The 20313-nt window shown below is 49.1% G+C and carries 17 protein-coding genes and 1 tRNA gene; 9 read left to right on the forward strand and 9 right to left on the reverse strand.

Features of this window, described 5'->3' with window-relative positions:
- Positions 1-72: 72 nt before the first annotated feature.
- Both GQ52_RS02250 and GQ52_RS02255 read right to left on the reverse strand, forming a co-directional pair.
- Positions 73-1071 (reverse strand): alpha/beta fold hydrolase, encoded by a 999-nt coding sequence (locus GQ52_RS02250; protein ID WP_047514790.1) that lies wholly within the window; start codon positions 1069-1071, stop codon positions 73-75.
- A 394-nt stretch (positions 1072-1465) separates the two neighbouring features.
- Positions 1466-2155: a PEP-CTERM sorting domain-containing protein gene (locus tag GQ52_RS02255; RefSeq protein WP_047514791.1), complete on the reverse strand. Its 690-nt coding sequence runs from the start codon at positions 2153-2155 to the stop codon at positions 1466-1468.
- Positions 2156-2533: 378 nt separating this feature from the next.
- Here GQ52_RS02255 and GQ52_RS02260 point away from each other — a divergent pair, with 378 nt between their 5' ends.
- The gene (locus GQ52_RS02260) at positions 2534-3856 is read left to right on the forward strand and encodes a DUF5623 domain-containing protein (RefSeq protein ID WP_047514796.1); all 1323 of its coding nucleotides are present in this window, start codon (positions 2534-2536) and stop codon (positions 3854-3856) included.
- 400 nt (positions 3857-4256) lie between these two features.
- A complete protein-coding gene (locus GQ52_RS02265) occupies positions 4257-4802 on the forward strand; it encodes a hypothetical protein (RefSeq protein ID WP_047514801.1) in 546 nt (181 codons plus the stop codon).
- Positions 4803-4847: 45 nt separating this feature from the next.
- Here GQ52_RS02265 and GQ52_RS02270 read toward each other — a convergent pair.
- Positions 4848-4923 (reverse strand) — tRNA-Lys (locus GQ52_RS02270).
- A 138-nt stretch (positions 4924-5061) separates the two neighbouring features.
- Positions 5062-6423 (reverse strand): signal recognition particle protein, encoded by a 1362-nt coding sequence (ffh, locus tag GQ52_RS02275; protein WP_019881406.1) that lies wholly within the window; start codon positions 6421-6423, stop codon positions 5062-5064.
- A 141-nt stretch (positions 6424-6564) separates the two neighbouring features.
- Between ffh and GQ52_RS02280 the strand changes: the two genes are divergently transcribed.
- The gene (locus GQ52_RS02280; protein WP_019881405.1) at positions 6565-7398 is read left to right on the forward strand and encodes an inner membrane protein YpjD; all 834 of its coding nucleotides are present in this window, start codon (positions 6565-6567) and stop codon (positions 7396-7398) included.
- A 149-nt stretch (positions 7399-7547) separates the two neighbouring features.
- On the forward strand, positions 7548-8642 hold the full coding sequence (locus GQ52_RS02285; protein WP_235272929.1) for a porin: 1095 nt from the start codon (positions 7548-7550) through the stop codon (positions 8640-8642).
- A 5-nt stretch (positions 8643-8647) separates the two neighbouring features.
- Here the strand turns inward: GQ52_RS02285 and GQ52_RS02290 are convergent, their stop codons facing one another.
- The 4 genes from GQ52_RS02290 to pssA all read right to left on the reverse strand — a co-directional run bounded on the left by GQ52_RS02290 (position 8648) and on the right by pssA (position 12801).
- On the reverse strand, positions 8648-9316 hold the full coding sequence (locus GQ52_RS02290; RefSeq protein ID WP_047514808.1) for an HAD family phosphatase: 669 nt from the start codon (positions 9314-9316) through the stop codon (positions 8648-8650).
- Between the two features lie 39 nt (positions 9317-9355).
- Complete coding sequence (gene yedA / locus GQ52_RS02295; protein ID WP_024929467.1) at positions 9356-10249, reverse strand: drug/metabolite exporter YedA; 894 nt, start codon at positions 10247-10249, stop codon at positions 9356-9358.
- A 91-nt stretch (positions 10250-10340) separates the two neighbouring features.
- Positions 10341-11873, reverse strand: a complete 1533-nt coding sequence (locus tag GQ52_RS02300; protein WP_024929466.1) for a 2-isopropylmalate synthase — start codon at positions 11871-11873, stop codon at positions 10341-10343.
- A gap of 139 nt (positions 11874-12012) precedes the next feature.
- A complete protein-coding gene (gene pssA, locus GQ52_RS02305) occupies positions 12013-12801 on the reverse strand; it encodes a CDP-diacylglycerol--serine O-phosphatidyltransferase (protein WP_019881400.1) in 789 nt (262 codons plus the stop codon).
- A 157-nt stretch (positions 12802-12958) separates the two neighbouring features.
- Here pssA and GQ52_RS02310 point away from each other — a divergent pair, with 157 nt between their 5' ends.
- Positions 12959-14149, forward strand: coding sequence for a tRNA guanosine transglycosylase (locus tag GQ52_RS02310; RefSeq protein ID WP_047514811.1), 1191 nt, complete (start codon positions 12959-12961; stop codon positions 14147-14149).
- Between the two features lie 726 nt (positions 14150-14875).
- On the opposite strand, the gene GQ52_RS02315 is transcribed toward GQ52_RS02310, so the two are convergent.
- On the reverse strand, positions 14876-15523 hold the full coding sequence (locus GQ52_RS02315; protein ID WP_047514814.1) for a hypothetical protein: 648 nt from the start codon (positions 15521-15523) through the stop codon (positions 14876-14878).
- A 190-nt stretch (positions 15524-15713) separates the two neighbouring features.
- Between GQ52_RS02315 and yajC the strand changes: the two genes are divergently transcribed.
- The 4 genes from yajC (at position 15714) to GQ52_RS02335 (ending at position 20262) form a co-directional block, all read left to right on the forward strand.
- Entirely contained in the window at positions 15714-16028 is a 315-nt protein-coding gene (gene yajC, locus GQ52_RS02320) for a preprotein translocase subunit YajC (RefSeq protein WP_019881396.1), read from the forward strand.
- 45 nt (positions 16029-16073) lie between these two features.
- On the forward strand, positions 16074-17903 hold the full coding sequence (gene secD / locus GQ52_RS02325) for a protein translocase subunit SecD (RefSeq protein WP_019881395.1): 1830 nt from the start codon (positions 16074-16076) through the stop codon (positions 17901-17903).
- A gap of 44 nt (positions 17904-17947) precedes the next feature.
- Positions 17948-18892, forward strand: a complete 945-nt coding sequence (secF, locus tag GQ52_RS02330; protein ID WP_047514816.1) for a protein translocase subunit SecF — start codon at positions 17948-17950, stop codon at positions 18890-18892.
- A gap of 98 nt (positions 18893-18990) precedes the next feature.
- On the forward strand, positions 18991-20262 hold the full coding sequence (locus GQ52_RS02335) for an HlyC/CorC family transporter (protein ID WP_019881393.1): 1272 nt from the start codon (positions 18991-18993) through the stop codon (positions 20260-20262).
- Positions 20263-20313 lie beyond the last annotated feature (51 nt).

Raw genomic sequence — 20313 nt, forward strand, 5'->3', positions numbered from 1 at the left:
TGAATACCGACACTTCATACTTCTAAAAGAGCCCACCAACACTTGTTTAAATAATGGTCGGCTCTGTCATTACTATTTAACTTTACGATCCAAGAAATCATGCATCAACTTCGCAATCAGGTCGCCATCCTCCTCGAGTGCGAAGTGCCCAGTATCTAGCAAGTGCAGTTCAGCTTTTGGCAGATCGCGCAGATACGGTGTAGCGCCTTCACCAGGGAATATTTTGTCGTTTTTACCCCAAACGATCAACATAGGTGGCTGGTGCTTACGGAAGTATTCTTGCCATTTTGGATACAGTGGCGGATTGGTACCATAGCTGTAAAACAACTCCACCTGGATATCCTTATTACCGGGGCGATCCAGATAAGCCTGATCAAGCATCCATGTATCTGGGCTGACATGCTCCACAGGGTCACGATAACCTTCAGTATATTGCCATTTGGTGGCATTCAATTCCAGGACCGGCCGCACTTTTGCAGCATTAGCTTCAGATTTATCTTTCCAGAATGCTTTAACGGGATCCCAAAACGGATTATCAATACCTTCAACATACGCATTGCCATTCTGCACAACGACTGCACTAATCTTTTCTGGATGCGCAGAAGCTAAACGATAGCCAATAGGTGCGCCATAGTCCTGCACATACAACGCATATTTAGTTAATCCGATTTGTGTTGTGAATTTATCAACCACTGCCGCCAAGTTGTCGAAGCTGTAGGTAAATTTATCCATTGCCGGCTGATCACTTTGCCCATAACCTGGGTAGTCAGGAGCTATCACATGGTAACGATCAGCAAGCTTGGGTATCAGATTTCTAAACATATGTGACGACGTTGGGAAACCGTGCAGTAGCAATACCGTTGGCGCGTTTTTAGGCCCAGCCTCCCTGTAAAAAACCTTCACGCCATCAATAGCTACCGTATGATACGACACAGCTGTTTCATACTGGATGCTTGTGCTTGAAACGGGTGGCGCAGCTAAAATCTCCAAGGGTGTGAGTGCGAATGCCGAAACTACTGCACCCAGCAGAATTGGAATATTTACCATCAATCTAACAGTCGCGTTCTTCATCAGTCAGTCCTTTATTGAATATTAAAAGTGAATCAAGCCATCTATCTCATCTGATCCGTCAACTTGCGGAGTGACTTAAATTTAACTGATTGATAATTTGTTGAGAATTGGCGCTGACTGCAATTGATTATTTCGATTGCAGCAATAATCTTCCAGACCTCCGTGCCAAGCCCAGCCAACATGACGACCAACGATTGCGACCGGGCCTCGCATCAGCCAGTCTTGATTGGCTAAGGACGGCTCAGTGCGTGCGATGCGGGTGAGGGAATTTGGGACCTCAGGCGAGTAAAGCACCCGATTGGATGAATGGCATAGAGAAAAGAAAGACGGCTCACATTTCTGCAAGCCGTCTTTTATATTTTGGTAGGGTTCAGAGTCGAACCTTGCAACCGATTTACAAAGCTTTCTTTTTCCTTTTTTGCGCAAATGCAATTAAACCGAACCCGGTTAACATCAAGGCAAAAGATTCAGGCTCAGGCACCGTTGTTAAAAAACTGCCAGAGAGTTTTACTGCCGTAGCGCCGAATGCATAGTAAGGATTGTCGAAAGTATAGCCCCCTTGCGAAGGTGAAACCACTACGACAGTATCTCCGTATCCACCATAGAGAGGCAGTCCCAAATGATCGCCAAAGTAGTACACAATATAATCACCTGCACCCAAGTCAAAAGGTGTGAAAGCTGCATGAATATTATAATTTTGACCTGTGCCTGGCCCCAAGAAACGCTCCGTTTGAGTGTACTCACTGGTATTAAAGGTCTGTGAATAAACTAAGCTATAGGATGAAGCATCATAAAAAGCAACCGTAATATCAGATGGAATATCTACAGGCTCAGAGATAGGATCCGTAGAAAACAGCCCTTTGTAAAAATCAATTGTCTTGATAGTGGCGGCTGAAGTGAGTGAAAATGTTTCTCCAATATACTGAGAAGGATCATCCCATTGGGTTGGATCTAAACAACTAGCGCTAGAACACACTGCACCAAAAGCTTGAGTCGAGCCATAAGGTGCCGATTGATAGACCACACTGTCAGCATGACCTACTTGCGCTGACAACAACATGCCAAAAACCAATATCCACTTCATGACCTTCTCCTCAAATAATTATTTAAATAGACTAGCTGAGAACTATTAATGCAGTTTTAACAATATTACATTGATGATTGGGTGCAACTGATTCTCAATTGTATTCCACATCAATTAAATTTATGGAAATTATTTTATCCGCAGTGAAAACTTGAACGCGACCTAAGGGATTAACCTTAAGTCTCGATCAAAGCGAGTTGTTGCATTTCTATATTTTCTTCTACATAATTGTCTTGTGCACTGGGTAGGTGCCTGTCATCCGTCAATACAAAGCTGTTGAACAGCGCTACTTCTTAAACCTTTTCCCAAAAACATGTTTGTTTCAGCTTGGGCAAAACGGTAGACGGATGACGAGTCGCCAAAGCTTAGGAGACTAACATGTTACATACCCAACACCCGACTACAATAGTCGGAATCAAGCGTTACGCAACCCAACTCAAGAAGCTTCAACAGACTTCTCATAATGAAGCCTTAAATTTAGCAGCAGAGGCTGCTGGATTTCAGAACTTTAGACATGCCCAAAAGTCTCTGAAAAATCTTGAACCACACATACCCTCTTTATCACCACACTCCGGTAAGAATATTTATCTCTCTGCGTATTGGAAAGATAAAAAAGATGGCACCAGCGGGCAAGAGTTAATTACAGTTCAGCTATCTGTTGATTTAACTGTATTACATTCCCCACAAAACAGAATTAATAGTTATGCGATCTCTTCATTCCGAAATTCCGGCCCAGATCATCTGGAGTACAAATTTACTGTACCGAGCCAAGCAGAGGCTAGAGAGAAAATTTGCAAAGCTATCCGAGTACTTCAATTTGTAGACGCAACAAAATTACGCCCCTCCTCTGCACATCGAAAAGTACTACCTAAAGGCGACTACAACAATGCAATCCCCGGTCAAGATCACGCCAGCGTATGGTATGACAGCATTTCAAAGGGTTATGTACTTGTTGATGAACCATATGAAGCGGCTGCAGCGCAGGAAGAAGCCAAAAGAGACTTATGGGCGGCACGCCATGGGCAAGTGATAAGACAGTCCAAATGGCGAGGCATGTACTACCCTGAAATGTGCCACATGTTTTTAATTAGCTCATTAGACAAAGGTGTACCTCTTGATCCAATCATTAAAGCATTAGATGCTTTACCTACTGCAATGACACCGGAATTATGGAATGGCGAAACCATCCCCGCATTACCACCATTTATTAGCCCAGGCGCAATAGCTAAAGACAAAGAAATGAAAGCAAAGCCTAGGGCTATGCCAACAACGGGGCCTTTAAAGACAGTGCAATATAGCTTAGCGTTAACTGGATTGAAGCGTAGACCTAAAACCAAAGTGTCTTTAGAAGTACATAAAAGCATAGGTTCGAGAATCAGCTCAATACTAATGCGTACTTATGAACGTAAAGGCATTTACAACTCCCTTAATTCAGTTCGTTGCGAGCTTGATAATTGGGTTCAATGTGAATATCCAAGTACAGAAGAACTGTCGATGCAGGATTTCAACAATCTGTACTATTCCAGTAGTAAGCAGCTTGATAGAAGAAAATATGACGAGCAATTAAGACTCGAACATTTCGTCAAGTTAAAAGAAATCAAGAAACTACTTACTGAAAACTATCCAGACTGTGAGCCTCTGCGAAAATTAATCAAATTGGTTAAACGCGCAGAGTCATCTCTGGAAAGCTGGAATATTTAGTATGAAGAGCGGCTACGGCCGCTTTTTTTACTTTAATTGCACCTTAAATTCATATAAATAATAAACCTAACACTAAGTCACTTCCGTCAGTAAAAATCCGATTTTCCACACCAAGCCAACATAAAGGCCAACGATCTCCGTCGGGATCACCGTCGCATCAACCAACCCCTGATTGCGTGGCTATGACTCAAGACGTGCGGCTATGGGCAGGGTTAGGGGCTGCTGGCGGGTGAAGTTTCGGAGTCGGCGTGAGAGTGACCAGCCTGAAAATCTCAAAAATATCGGAATTCTGAAAAACTGCAAAACTACACCTACTTGAAAATAGTGAAATTCTGAAAACTGAAAAGCTGTGTTCAAATACTTAAACTAGAAAAGTTATGATGAATGCTTAGGTGACTGAATGTACAACGATGAATTAATTAAAACAGATAAATTAAAAATTGCTATTGGAGAGACAGTTATCAGCTTTCAGTTTATTGAAAACGACCTTGCTTATTTCATTGGTAAGCTTTTATTACTCAAAGAAGATAAAGATGTGCATCGGATTTCTGCTGCTATGAGTTTTAAACAGAAGGTTGATTTCTTTTGTGAAATTTATCCAACTCGGCGATGGAAAAATTGGCCTGAAATGAATATCAAAGCGGTCAAAAATTCTTTGGTAGCCGCTGAAGAATTTAGGAATTCAGTTGTACATTCTTTTTGGTATGTAAGTGGAAAAAGGAAAATTGTCTGGATGAGAAGTAAAGGCTCTTTAAGGTCTAAAACTGGATTGAATCATGTTGATGGGATTGCGGACATACGTGCATTGGAACAAGGTGTGGAAGCACTAAAGAAAATACGTGATTGGTATCTTGGTAAAACTGAGGAATTGATTACTGAAACAACAAAAATCAAAAAACTGACTAAAAAACTCACCCGCCAAGTTAAGTTCTCAGTAGAGCATTAAGAAAAGAAAAACGGCTCACATTTCTGCGAGCCGTCTTTTGTATTTTGGTAGGGTGTGCGGGGATCGAACCCACGACAAACGGATTAAAAGTCCGCTGCTCTACCAGCTGAGCTAACACCCCATCTGTTTCTTGTCTGCCGCTTGTTTTGCGTCAAATTTGAAAGAACGCGATTATGGGGGATGAATTAAATTTGGTCAATGCTGTTTTCGCTTTTTTTGTATAAAAAGTTTATTTTTTTATTCATCCCGTTTTTTCACTTTACATTCCGGGGAATTTACCGCCCATCATGCTGCCCATTCCGCGCATCATTTTTGCCATGCCGCCTTTGCTGAACATCTTCATCATCTTTTGAGTTTCTTCAAACTGGTTGAGCAGGCGGTTCACTTCTTGCACTTGCACGCCGCTACCAGCCGCGATGCGTTTCTTACGCGTGGCTTTGATCAACTCGGGTTTGCGGCGCTCTTCTGGCGTCATGCTATTAATAATGCCTTCGAGGCGGCGCAGTGATTTATCGACGTCGTCGGTATTGATCTTTTGCGCCATGCCGGAAATTTGCGAGGGCATCTTGTCCATCAGCGAAGCCATGCCACCCATTTTTTGCATTTGCATCATTTGCGCTTTAAAGTCTTCGAGGTCGAACTTAGCGCCAGACTTAATCTTATCGGCGACTTTTTGCGCTTCGGCCATGTCGACCTTTTTATGCGCTTCTTCAATCAGGCTTAATACATCGCCCATGCCGAGAATACGGCCAGCCATACGGTCGGGATGGAAAGGTTCCAGGCCATCAACTTTTTCGCTGACACCGATAAACTTGATTGGCTTGCCGGTCACGTGGCGCACAGAGAGTGCAGCACCGCCACGCGCATCACCATCCAGCTTGGTGACAATCACACCGGTGAGTGGCAAGGTCTCGCCAAAGGCTTTGGCGGTGTTGACGGCATCCTGGCCTTGCATGGCGTCAACCACGAACAGGGTTTCAGTCGGCTTGAGGTAGGCATGCAGGTCTTTGATTTCGGCCATCATGGCTTCATCAATCGCCAAACGGCCCGCCGTATCGAAAATCACCACATCGTAGTAACTCTTTCTGGCTTGATCCATGACCTGCGCGGCAATATCGAGCGGCTTTTGCTGTGGGTTGCTGTCAAAGCAGTCAATCTCCAGCTGTTTGGCCAAGGCTTGCAACTGCGTGATCGCCGCCGGCCGATAGACGTCGGCACTGGCCAGTAACACTTTTTTCTTTTGTTCTTTCAGCAGTTTGGCCAGTTTGCCGGAGGTGGTGGTTTTACCAGCCCCTTGCAAACCTGCCATTAAAATCACTACCGGTGGCACCGCTGCCAGGTTAAGGCCTTCGTTGGCTTGTCCCATGAGCGCGGTCAGCTCCTGGTTGACCACCTCAATCACGGCCTGGCCCGGAGTCAGGCTTTGCAAGACATCGCGGCCATTGGCACGCTCTTTAACGCGGGTAATAAAATCTTTCACTACCGGCAACGCCACATCGGCTTCGAGCAGAGCCATGCGTACTTCGCGCATGGCATCGGCAATATTTTCTTCAGTCAAACGTGCTTGGCCGCGCAAGTTTTTAATCACGCCCTGCAAGCGGCCGGTCAGGTTTTCCAGCATGGAATGCCTTTCTTTCACAACAAGTGAATATTCGATGACCTGAATTTTACCTCATGCCAGCCCAACCCTAAAATAAACTAATGCTAAACATCGCGCGCACCGCTGTTACCGTGCTGGTCGAATGCAGCGAGTTTTGCCATAATGCCAGGCATGACTCAACACCTGCTTCCTTACCTGATTGTCGCGTTTGTCTATATGGCGGTGGCGCTGGATTACTGGCGCATTGCCACACAGGGCAAACCAGTTGATGAAAAAGCCTTTCCGTTTCAGCTACACAGCGCGATGGTGGCGCTGGGCCTGGCCATGCATGGCGGGCTGCTGTACCGCGATATTTTTGCCATTGGCTCGCTGAACCTTGGCGTTTACTACGCGCTCTCTGCCATTCTATGGCTGACCGTGCTAATTTACTGGCTGGCAGATTTAAAGCACTCACTGCGTAGCCTGCAAGCCTTTGTGTTGCCCCCTGCCGCCCTGTTTGTGCTGATGCCTGGCTTTGCGGTGAAAGACTACTATGTAGATACGCATGGCTTCACCTTGTTTAACCTGCACATCCTCATTGCTATCGTGGCGTATAGCCTGTTTACCTTTGCGGCGTTGCATGCCTGCCTGATGCGCATGGCTGAGCGTGCCCTGCACCAAAAAAACAGCTGGCTGGCCTTGCCTGACTTTCCGCCACTGATGGTGCTGGATGCCCTGCTATTTAAAGTATTGCATGTTGGCTTTGTGTTGCTGACCATCACACTGATTAGCGGCATGCTGTTTAGCGAAGAGATTTTTGGCAAACCCTTGCAGTTTAATCACAAAACTATTTTCTCTATTGCCTCGTGGCTGATTTACGCCTGGCTATTGTTTGGCCGCTTTAAATACGGCTGGCGCGGCAAAGTCGCCACACGCTGGACGCTGCTGGGCTTTGCTTTATTACTGCTGGCCTATATTGGTAGCCGCTTTGTGCTGCACGTGGTGCTGGGCCGCTAAACGGCTGCACCACCAGAACTACCCTGCTTTCCCCTTGTTTTCCGGCACAATCACTGGCGGCATTTATCGTTATATTTATGGCGCGATGTTTATGTGATTGATAGGTGCAGCCCTTTATTCTACTGGCACCTGTTGTTTGGATGCTCAGCATGAAACCCTCTTTATTATCGATTACGCTTTTATTCTGCCTGGCACTGACTGCTCAGGCAGACGACGTACAAACCCCTGCCAGCCATAGCCCGGTACAGCTAAGTGCCTATCTTGAAAGCTACCTGATCCACGACTTTAACGACCCGGCCAATAACAGGCGGCCGGGATTCGTCTACAGCCACAACGTCACCGACAGCCCCAGCATCAACCTGGCCATGCTGAAAGCCGCACTGACGACTGACCGCATACGCGGCAATCTGGCACTGGGCAGCGGCACCTATATGCGCGCCAACTATGCCGCCGAGCCACATGGCTTGCGCAATATTTATGAAGCTAACCTGGGCCTCAAACTTTCCAGCGAACACGATCTATGGCTGGATATCGGCGTCATGCCATCCCATATTGGTTTTGAGAGTGCAATCGGCATAGACAACTGGACGCTGACGCGCAGCCTGATGGCAGATAACTCGCCTTATTTTGAAACGGGCGCTAAGCTGAGCTACACCACCGAAGATGGCAAGTGGCTGGTCAGTGGTCTGCTGCTCACGGGTTGGCAGCGCATACACCGCCCGGATGGCAACACGACGCTAGCCATCGGCCACCAGCTCACCTATAAGCCCAGCGATAAACTCACCATTAACAGCAGCTCGTTTATTGGCAATGACAAATCAGACGCACAGCGCCAGATGCGCTATTTTCATGATTTTTATATGCAGTGGCAGCTGAATGAGCAATGGGGATTGATCACAGCATTGGATATCGGCGCCGAACAGGCTGCGCCTGGCAGTGATCGCTACAATGTGTGGTTTAGCCCGAATATGGTGCTGCGCTATAGCTACTCAGACCGCCTGCAATTTGCAGCGCGGCTGGAGCACTACAGGGACAAACATGGCGTGATCATCAGCACAGGCACCAACAACGGTTTTCAGACCACCGGCTATTCAGTCAATATAGATTACCGACTTAATACACGCATGGTGTGGCGCAACGAACTACGCCAGTTGAATAGCCGCGACGCCATTTTCGATAAAAACGGCTCGCGGCTGGTGGACAGTAACTTGATGGCAGTGACCGCATTAACCATCAGCTTTTAGATATATTAACGCAGGCTGATCAATGGCCAGCGATGCTCGCTGGCATACGCGGTCAATGTCGGGTCAGCATCCACGGCGACTGGATTGGTCACCAGCTTCATCAATGGCAAGTCGTTATGTGAATCGCTATAAAAATAACTGATTTCAAAATCTGCCAGGGTTTGGCCGCGCACCGCCAGCCAGTCATTAAGACGCGTCACTTTGCCTTGCTGGAAGCTGGGCGTGCCACTGACGCCACCAGTAAATTGGCCGTCGACCATTTCCGGGTCAGTGCCAATCAGGTTCTCAATGCCATAGGCAGTGGCAATCGGCTTGGTGACAAAGCTATTGGTGGCCGTAATCACCATGCACAAATCGCCATTGGCTTTATGCTGGTTGACCAGGTCTTGCGCTTTTTGCGTCATCATTGGGCGAATTACGGTATCCATGTACTTTGTGTGCAATTCGTCCAGAAACGCCTTGGGATGTTGCGACAACGGTTGCAACTGGAACTTGAGGAAAGCATAAATATCCAGGTTACCGTTTTTATAGTCTTCATAAAACTGCTCGTTGCGCGCCTTGTGTTGCTCAGCATCCAGCAGGCCTTCGCTGATCAGGAATACGCTCCAGTTATAGTCACTATCCCCCGCCAGCAGGGTGTTGTCCAAATCAAATAACGCCAAGTTTTGCTTCATACAATCAGTTTCTTTACTTAAATAATTAAACAATAATGATTAAACGATTTGTTCGTCGGGCACCGCTTCTTTGGTGGCGGTTAGCACCAGAAACACGCCGACCAGAATCACGGCCAGCGCAATATATTCCATCAGGTGAATCTGCTCATCGGCAAACCAGACGCCGACCACAAAGGCCACAATCGGATTAACAAAGGTATTACTGCTGGCAACCATGGGCCGCACGTGGTGTAGCAACCAGTGATAAGCAGAAAACGCCACCATGGAACCAAGCACGATCAGGAAAGCAATCGCTGCCCATGACCGCGGCGTGACTTGTGCTGGCCATTGCTCGCCAAATACCAGGCTAAATAGCAAGGCAATCAGGCCGCCGCACAACATCTGGCTGGCCGCGCCCATCAGGCCTTGCGGCATTGCCATATGCTTGCTCCATACCGAGCCCAGCGACCACGAAGCGGCGGCAAACATCAGCAGGCCAGCACTGAGCCAATCTCCTTGCAGGCTACCACGCGTATTCAGCAATAAAATACCACCCAGGCCAATGCCAATCCCCAACCACTCGCGGCGGCTGATTTTGTGCCCCCACGCGCTAGAAAAAATCGCCATCCAGATTGGTGCAGTGGCAATGGCCAAGGCGGCAACACTGGACGAGACATGCAATTGCACATGTGACACCGTACCATTACCCAGCACCGGTAATAGCAGCCCCACCCAGGCCGCGCCACGCCATTGTATGCGTGTGGGCGCCGCATGGCCAAAACCACGCAAGATGATATAAAGCAAAGACCCGGCAATCGTAAAGCGTATGCCCACCATCGCAAATGGTGGAAAGCTCTCAATCGCATATTTGATCGCGAGATAAGTAGAGCCCCAGATAAAGTAGGTACAGGTCAGCGCAATGATCACCAGCAACCAATGATTTCTCTGCGTCATTGCGACTTGCCCAACCTTTCATCCACGAATATTAAATACAAAAAGAAAACGCTTGCCACCCATCAGCAGCAAGCGTTAACTCAGAGCCTGCTTACACCTGCGGGTTCAATTTTTCTGCTTTGGCATACAGCTTGTTCAAGCCGTTCAAATAGGCTTTGGCTGAAGCGACCACAATATCGGTATCCGCGCCCTGACCATTAACGATGCGGCCACCTTTGGACAAGCGCACCGTCACCTCGCCCTGTGCATCCGTGCCGCTGGTGATGTTATTCACCGAATACAGCAACAGCTCAGAGTCACTTTGCGCCACATTTTCAATCGCTTTAAAGGTTGCATCTACCGGGCCACCGCCATCGGCTTCTGTGCGCTGCTCCACCCCGTCGACACTCAACGTCAGGATCGCATGTGGAATCTCGCCAGTTTGCGACGCCACTTGCAGGTAAGACAATTTGAACATCTCGCGCGTATCCTGCACCACCTCGTCACTCACCAGCGCATGCAAGTCTTCATCGAAGATTTCAGACTTTTTATCGGCCAACTCTTTAAAACGGGCAAAAGCAGCGTTCAAGGCATCTTCACTTTCCAGTTCAATGCCCAGCTCTTTCAGGCGAGTGCGGAAAGCATTACGGCCAGACAATTTGCCCAATGTGAGCTTATTGGCACCCCAACCCACGTCTTCGGCCCGCATGATTTCATACGTTTCACGGTGCTTGAGCACGCCATCCTGATGAATGCCGGACTCATGCGCAAACGCATTGGCACCGACAATCGCCTTGTTCGGCTGCACCGGGTAGCCGGTAATGGTAGACACCAGCTTGGAAGACGGCACGATTTGCGTGGTATCAATACGCGTACTCAGGTTGAAAATATCGCTGCGGGTTTTAATCGCCATGACAATTTCTTCCAGGCTGGCGTTACCTGCGCGCTCACCCAGGCCATTGATGGTGCACTCGACCTGACGTGCGCCATTCATCACCGCTGATAGCGAGTTGGCCACTGCCATGCCCAAGTCATTATGGCAGTGTGTAGACCACACGACTTTGTCGGCACCCTTAACGCGCTTGAGCAAAATGGCAAAACGCTCGCCCCACACTTCGGGGATGCTGTAGCCCACGGTATCCGGCACATTGATGGTTTTGGCACCAGCCTCAATCACTGCTTCAAACACACGCACCAGAAAATCAATCTCCGAGCGCACAGCATCTTCGGCTGAAAACTCTACGTCTTCGGTATATTCGCGCGCCCATTTCACCGCTTGCACCGCGCGCTCGACCACCTGGTCTTCGCTCATGCGCAGCTTGTTTTCCATATGGATCTTGCTGGTGGCAATAAAGGTATGGATACGGCCCTTAGCCGCATGCTTGATAGCCTCACCGGCACGGCGCACGTCATTTTCACTGGCACGCGCCAATGAACACACCGTAGAGTTTTTGATAACTTTGGCGATTTCTGAAATCGCATCAAAATCGCCTGGGCTGGCTGCCGCAAAACCGGCTTCGATCACATCTACGCCCAGCTTTTCCAACTGGCGCGCAATGCGGATTTTTTCTTCTTTGGTCATCGCCGCGCCCGGGCTTTGCTCGCCATCACGCAACGTGGTATCAAAAATAATAATGTGTTCCATGAGTTTTCCTAAACCTAACAAGCGAATTTTACTCGCTTGTCCTACAAATGACCATCATACTGCGAGGCACAACCGCCTGGCGACTCGTCCATAAAAAAACGCGCCAGAAACAGCGCGTTTTTATCAACCTAACAATCACTTAAGCAGCGTTCTTTGCTTCCAACCGTTCACGCGCCCACATGTAATATCCAGACAAAGCGTACACAAACACCACGCTGAATAACACTTCTGGCGGACTGTATGAAATCAGCACAAAGGCCAGCACCACCGCCAAAATAGCGACAAACGGTACGGAGTGTCTGAGGTTGATATCTTTACCGCTATAAAACTTGAGGTCAGACACCATGGAACCAGCAGCAAATACGGTCAGGAACCAGGCGATCCACTTCACTTGCAAGGCGCCAAAGAAAATTTCACGGCCATCGATATTGTATTCATAAGACACCCAGACAAATCCGGCAATGAGCGCTGCCGCAGCTGGACTAGGCAAACCCTGAAAGTAGCGTTTGTCCTGAAACGGGTCGTCCAGCTTGGTATTGAAACGCGCCAGACGCAAGGCCGCACAGGCGCAGTAGATAAAGGCGGCAATCCAGCCCAGCTTGTTCATGGGCTGCAAGGCCCACACATACATAATCAGCGCAGGTGCCACGCCAAACGACACCATATCGGCCAGGCTGTCATACTCAGCCCCAAACGCACTCTGCGTGTTCGTCATGCGCGCAACACGACCATCCAGGCCATCCATCACCATGGCAATAAAAATCGCAATCGCTGACTGCTCAAAATGCAGGTTCATCGCCTGCACAATGGCGTAAAAACCACCAAACAATGAGGCAGACGTAAACAAGTTAGGCAGCAGGTAAATGCCACGCTGGCGCAGACTGGTGTGCTGCTCGCGACGTGACAGGCGGTTTTGTGGGTCAACCATAAAGGACTTTTTCAGAATTGCGGAATAGCAGCATTGTTGCGGGCAATCACAAAAAATGCAAGCGCATCTGGCGATTGCAGGCGCCCGCGCGGCGTCAGAAGCTGGTCACGCAGCTGTGGTAAAATAGGCGTTTATTTCAGCCAGTTATCGCCCTTTCATGCAGTTTTCCTTACACAATACCGATGGTCTTGCCAGACGCGGCACCGTTAGCCTGCCACATGGCGAGGTACAAACCCCGGCATTTATGCCAGTCGGCACATACGGCACGGTTAAAGCCATGTCGCCGCAAGAACTCAACGAGATTCAGGCGCACATTGTACTCGGCAACACTTTTCACCTATGGCTACGCCCGGGCTTGGAAGTCATTGCCGCACATGAAGGCCTGCACAAATTCATGGGCTGGGATAAGCCACTCCTGACTGACTCTGGTGGTTTTCAGGTGTGGAGCCTGGGTGACTTGCGTAAAATCAGCGAAGCAGGCGTTAAATTCAAATCCCCTATTAATGGTGATAGCTGTTTTCTCACCCCTGAAGAATCCATGCGCATCCAGCGCGTGCTCAACAGTGACATCGTCATGATTTTTGACGAATGTACACCCTACCCGGCCAGCCACGACCAGGCACGCAAATCGATGGAACTCAGCCAGCGCTGGGCACAACGCAGCCGTGATGCGTTTAATGTCTACCAAACGCAAACCATAGCACACACCCTCACCATGCTCGGCGGCCCTGAAGAAGTGGCGCAATTACGTTCAGACAATACACCTACCAATGGCAATGCATTGTTTGGCATCATCCAGGGCGGCATGTACGAAGACCTGCGCGATATTTCGCGGCAAGGCCTGGAAGCCATCGGTTTTGACGGCTACGCCATCGGCGGCCTGTCGGTTGGTGAACCTAAAGAAGATATGCTGCGTATTCTGGCGCACACCGCGCCGCAAATGCCCAAAGACAAACCGCGCTATTTAATGGGCGTTGGTACACCGGAAGATTTGGTTGATGCTGTCAGTTACGGGATTGATATGTTTGACTGCGTGATGCCTACGCGCAACGCGCGGAATGGCTGGTTGTTCACACAATACGGCGATGTCAAAATCAAGAATGCCAGTTATAAAACCGACACACGTCCGCTGGATGCCGACTGTGAATGCTATACCTGCCAGAACTTCAGCCGTGCTTACCTGCACCATTTATACCGCATAGGTGAGATTCTGGGCGCGCGATTAAATACCATTCATAATTTGCATTATTACCAAGTGTTAATGCAAGGCATGCGGGCAGCAATTGAAGAAAATCGTTTTGAGGCTTTCAAGGCTGAGTTTGCTCGGAAGCGAGCGGAGAAGCGTTAAGCCTCCTCATTTAGCGTTAATGTAAAAGATCGCTCTTCTCGCCGTGCTGGTGGATTGACTTAAAATTCTTTTTCGCCTCTCGGCGAGTCACTTTCTGATGCTTGCCCCTCAGAAAGTAACCAAAGAGGAGGGCACCCAGCCATCACGGCCTACGGCTCCCTTGCGTTGCTCAACAAAATAAGACGGTCACGAAACTCAACCTTGCAGCTCACACAAAACGTGAGCTGCTGCGGGATTCGGACAGTCGCTCCCTCTACTCTTATTTTGTCTCCGCTACTCAGCGTGATGGAATGGGATTGATCTCACCAAACTAACATTGTCGAAATCTGAACGATTCAAAAACCGGATTCTTTTATTAAACCTGCTAAACGATGGCGCTCGCAGGTTTTCGGGGTCCCCATCTGCCGCGCCGAGCAACGCAGGATTGGCGGGAGTAGTCGGCAAGCAACTGTTTGAGCTCCGTAGGAGCGAGTTTTTGATTGCCGCCCGACAAGCCGAGTAGCACAGGATACAAGCGGAAGTTGGGGTGCACTTTCTTTTGGTTACTTGTTCTTTGTGCAAGCAAAGAAAAGTAACTCGCCGAAAAGGCGAAAAGCAACCGTCAAACCAAAGAACAACCTTTTATTGCAATCACTCCACCTCAGCATCAACACACGATAAAAAAGCCAGCACGCAAACAGGTGCTGGCTTTTAAACGTTGACTGACATCACTAACCAAATTGCAAATCAGGCTTTTTTGCGCAGACGCAACCAAAGCGGCACCAGACCAACCGCAAACAAGGCCATTGGCTCAGGTTCGGGCACCATGGTCGCCGTACGGAAAATCACTTCACCTAAACCAGGCTGTGGACCGCCATCAGTGGTCAGGATTTCCATGTGTACGTAACGGGTAGAAACGTCACCGAAAGTAAATGCCTGACCAGGATCTGCCGCAGTGTAATTCGAACCTACCGCAGTAAAGCCACCCAGTAAACCGCTGTTGCCATTGCTAAAGTCATTGTCATTATCGGCATATAAATTAAATTGCAATACCGAGCCAGTATTGGCGGTCGCCCATAACCCGATGGCATCGATATTGTACACAGCACCCAGGTCATAACTAAAGCTGCCAAAAGGGCCTACACTGAAACCTGAATTCAACGCGGACAGGCCATCGTGCGTCGTACCGGCGACAAAGCTGTCAAAGTCTGTCACACCTGCAATATAGCCTGCAGATAAGCCCGACTGGTTGATCTGATTCACCAGTGCATACGAGCCACCAAAATCAGATGTTGACGCGCCCACTGTCGCTGGCTGCACAATCACCCCTGCTTGCGCCAACTGGCAAGACATCGCCAAAGAAACTGCTGCCAAACACTTTATATAATGTTGCATACGCTCCTCCAATTTTAAAAAAATAGTCGTGAACTGCTTTTATCGCCAATGACAATGGCGACCAATCATTAAAATACTTTTACAATTCACAGTCAAGCGTTATTGCGCAGTCATACAGATCGCTGATGACAGATTAACAAGGCTCTATGATAGAATCATGCGTTATTTTCAGTATGACTTAGGAATAGATATGTTTATCAGCAACGCCTACGCAGCTGGCGCCCCAGCCACCGACATCATGAGCTTTTTGCCTATGGTGGTGATTTTTGTCTTGTTTTACTTTATGTTGATCCGTCCGCAGATCAAACAGGCAAAACAGCATAAATCCATGCTGGAAACCCTGAAGGCTGGTGATGAAGTGGCAACCACCGGTGGTATCGTTGGCAAAGTGACTAAAGTGAGCGAAAACTTTGTCAGCATTGAAATCGCGGCCAATACAGTGGTCAATGTGCAAAAACACACGGTGCAGACCCTGTTGCCAGCGGGCACATTGAAGTCCATTTAACCCACACAAGACACGCCTGTCTTTCATTCTGAACTAGAGTTTGTTATGAACCGTTATCCGATATGGAAATTCGTGCTGATCGGCACAGTGTTTATCATTGGCCTGCTGTACACGATCCCCAACTTTTTTGGTGAATCGCCAGCGGTGCAAATCAGCCCGGCCAAAACCTCACTCAAAGTAGATGAGAGCCTGCTACAGAGAGTGGAAGACACGTTGAAACTGGCCAACATCCCGTTTGACGGTTTGTTTATGGATGCCAGCGGCGTGAAAGTGCGTTTTGCCAATACGGATACGCAATTGCTGGCTAAAGACAAACTGGTTGGCAACCTGGGTAAAGACTACACCGTGGCGCTCAACCTGGTACCACAAACACCAAACTGGCTGCAAAGCATAGGCGCCAAGCCGATGTATTTGGGCCTGGACTTGCGTGGTGGTGTGCACTTTCTGCTGCAAGTGGACATGAAAGCGGCGCTGGATAAAGCTGCAGAAAGTACGGTTGGCGACTTCCGCATGTCTTTGCGCAAGGAAAAAATCAATTACTACGGCATTGAGCGTCAAGGCCAGGTGGTGGTGATTAAATTTGAATCAGAAGCGGAAGCAACTAAAGCACGTAATCTGTTAGCCAAAGATTTTTCTGACCTGACCTACAAAATTGCAGGCAGCGATAAAGACTTTAGCGTCACGGCCAGCATGAGCGCGGTAGCACAAAAACGCATCCAGGAATTTGCGCTCAAGCAAAACTTGCAAACCCTGCATAACCGGATTAACGAATTGGGCGTGGCTGAGCCTATCGTGCAACAACAAGGCGTGGACCGTATTGTGGTGCAATTACCTGGCGTACAGGATACGGCTAAAGCCAAGGAAATCCTAGGTCGCACGGCAACGCTGGAAATCCGCATGGTGGATGAAGAAAAATCCGACATGGCAACGCTACAAAAGGCGCAAGCTGGCCAGGTGCCCTTTGGTGACGAATTGTTTTCTGATCGTGAAGGCCGCCCGGTACTGGTGAAAAAGAGCGTGGTGCTCACCGGTGACCGTATTACCGATGCAGGCCCTGGCGTGAATGGCCAGAATGGTTCTTCCGTGGTCAACGTGACGCTGGATGGCCGTGGTGCAGGCATCTTTAAAAACGTGACCCGTGAAAACGTCGGCAAACGCATGGCGATTCTACTGATTGAAAAAGGCAGCACCGAAGTGGTCACCGCACCGGTGATTAACGAAGAAATTGGCGGCGGTCGCGTACAGATTTCCGGCATGGCGAATGCCCAGGAAGCCACCGACATTTCACTGCTGCTGCGTGCGGGTGCACTGGCGGCACCGATGGAAATCATCGAAGAACGTACCGTTGGCCCAAGCATGGGTGAAGAAAACATCAAACGCGGCGTGCATTCTACGTTGTGGGGCTTTGCTGCGATTGCGGTGATGATGATTGTTTACTACATGGTCTTTGGTGGTGTTTCTGTCATGGCACTGGGCGTCAACCTGTTGTTGCTGGTGGCAATTCTCTCCATGCTGCAAGCGACACTGACCTTGCCAGGCCTGGCAGCGATTGCACTGGCACTGGGCATGGCGATTGATGCCAACGTGCTGATTAACGAACGTATCCGTGAAGAGCTGCGCAACGGCAACACGCCACAAGCCAGTATCCACGCGGGTTACGACCGCGCATTCGATACCATTCTGGACTCCAACGTCACCACACTAATTGCCGGTCTGGCCTTATTTATGTTTGGTACCGGCCCAATCAAGGGCTTTGCCGTGGTACACGTGTTAGGCATTATGACTTCCATGTTTAGCGCCGTGCTGGTCTCCCGTGCACTGGTCAATTTGTTGTACGGCTACCGCCGCAAGATCGAGCATCTGCCGATTGGTTAATCGCCATCGCATCGCCGCTGACAACGCATAAAAGAGAATAGATTATGGAATTATTCAGAATTAAAAAAGATATCCCGTTCATGAGTTACGGGCGTCTAACCACCTCGATTTCGCTGATTACCTTTATATTGGCGATCTTTTTCCTGCTGCATCGCGGCCTGAATTACGGCGTCGACTTTACTGGCGGCACGGTCATGGAGGTGCACTACTCGGCTGCGGCCAATATTGAGCAGATCCGCCAGGTGATGGATGGTGTTGGCTTGAAAGATGTCACCGTACAAAACTTTGGCTCTAGCCAGGATGTACTGATCCGCCTGCCGGTGAAAAAAGAGCTGTCAATCGCGCAATTATCCGAAAAAATCTCCAGCGCATTAAAGGCGGCAGATGCAGGGGCAGAAATTCGTCGCGTTGAATCAGTAGGCTCACAAGTTGGTGAAGAGCTATATGAAAACGGCGCACTGGCCTTGCTGCTGGTGTGTGCGGGCATCATGGGCTATCTGGCACTGCGCTTTGAATGGCGTTTTGCGGTAGCCGCGATTATCGCCAATATGCACGACGTCATTATTATCCTCGGCTTCTTCGCCTTCTTCCAATGGGAGTTTAACCTCACGGTACTGGCGGCGATTCTCGCGGTATTGGGTTACTCAGTGAACGAATCCGTGGTGGTGTTTGACCGCGTGCGTGAGAACTTCAAAAAGATGCGTAAAGCAAGCGCGGTGCAGGTGATCGACAATGCGATTACACGCACCATGTCACGCACCATCATTACCCACATGATGACGCAGACCATGGTCTGTTCCATGCTGTTCTTTGGTGGCGAAACCTTGCACAACTTCTCACTGGCACTGACCATCGGCATTTTGTTTGGTATTTACTCGTCAGTACTGGTCGCCTGCCCGATTGCTATGTGGCTGGGCGTGAGCCGCGCCAACCTGATTGGCGACACCGAGAAAAAACCGAAAGAAGATGAGGCAGCCGTTGCGCCTTAAGTGATTGCCTTTTAAGCGGCATCGATAAACTGTCACGATGCTTGATTTTTAGCCACTGGTGGGTACACTAGTGGCTTCTTGTTTTTAACTCCACTCTTTTGGACAACATCCCATTAAGCTGGCAGATTGGTCTGCTCTTGCTGTTGCTGTCACTGACAGCCTTTTTCTCCATCGCCGAAACCAGCCTGATGTCGCTCAACCGTTACCGGATGCGGCACCTCGCCAAAGAAGGTCATCGCGGCGCCAAACTGGCCAGCCGCCTCATTGCACAAACCGATAAAACACTGGGCGCCATTCTATTAGGCAATACCTTTTGTATCGTTGGCTCCTCTACCTTAGAAGTCGTGATTTCAGAACGCCTGTTTGGCGAAGGCGATTACGTCCTGATGTTTGGCTCGTTGGCCATCACCTTTGCCATCCTCGTCTTCAGTGAAATATCGCCTAAAGTCATCGCCGCCGCCCATGCCGAAAAACTTGGTTTTGCCAGCAGCTATTTACTCTACCCCATTCTCTGGCTGTTCACGCCGGTGGTCTGGTTTGTCAACTTATTCGTCAAAGCCTTCCTTAAATTGCTGGGTGTACGCGTCAATTTTGACGAGCAGGCGCAATCAGTCACCACCGAGGAATTACGCAGCATTGTCAGCGATGCCGGGCAATATATTCCTTCGCAAAGCCGCACCATTCTGCTGAACCTGCTAGACCTCGAAGACATTATTGTTGACGACGCGATGACCGCGCATACCATGGTTGAATTTATTGACCTCGACCATACGATAGACCAGATCATGGAACAACTGGCGCGCAGCCATCATTCGCGCCTGCCGGTGAGGCAAGGTGACCACGAAGATATCGTCGGTATTTTGCATGTACGCAAGGTGCTGCCTCTGCTGCGTGATTTTCACATCGGCAAAGCACCAACCAAAGCACTGCTACAGGCGGCCATGAGCCTGCCTTACTATATTCCGTCCGGCACTCCGCTTTACACGCAATTGCAACAGTTTCAGAAGCGACATGAACGCATTGCGCTGGTCGTCGATGAATATGGTGAGTTCAAGGGCTTGCTGACACTGGAAGATATTCTGGAAGAAGTGGTGGGGGAATTCACCACCCAGTCACCCGAGCATGCCAGCCACTTCCATCAACATGAAGACGGCAGCTGGCTGGTCGATGGCGGCAGCCTGCTGCGAGATCTCAACCGTAAATTGAAACTCTCCCTGCCTACCGACGGTCCACGCACATTGAATGGTTTAATTCTTGAGCACTTTGAAGGCATTCCGGAGCCCGACACCAGCTTTAAAATCGGTGAACATAAGCTGGAAATCCTCGACGTACAGGACCGTATCGTCAAGCGCGTCAAAATTTATCTTTAAAAAGCCGGACTTCTCCTGCATCAGGCCCTTGAATTTTTCAATACAAGGCGC

This window comes from Methylophilus sp. Q8, from assembly GCF_000800115.1.
Lineage (GTDB): Bacteria > Pseudomonadota > Gammaproteobacteria > Burkholderiales > Methylophilaceae > Methylophilus.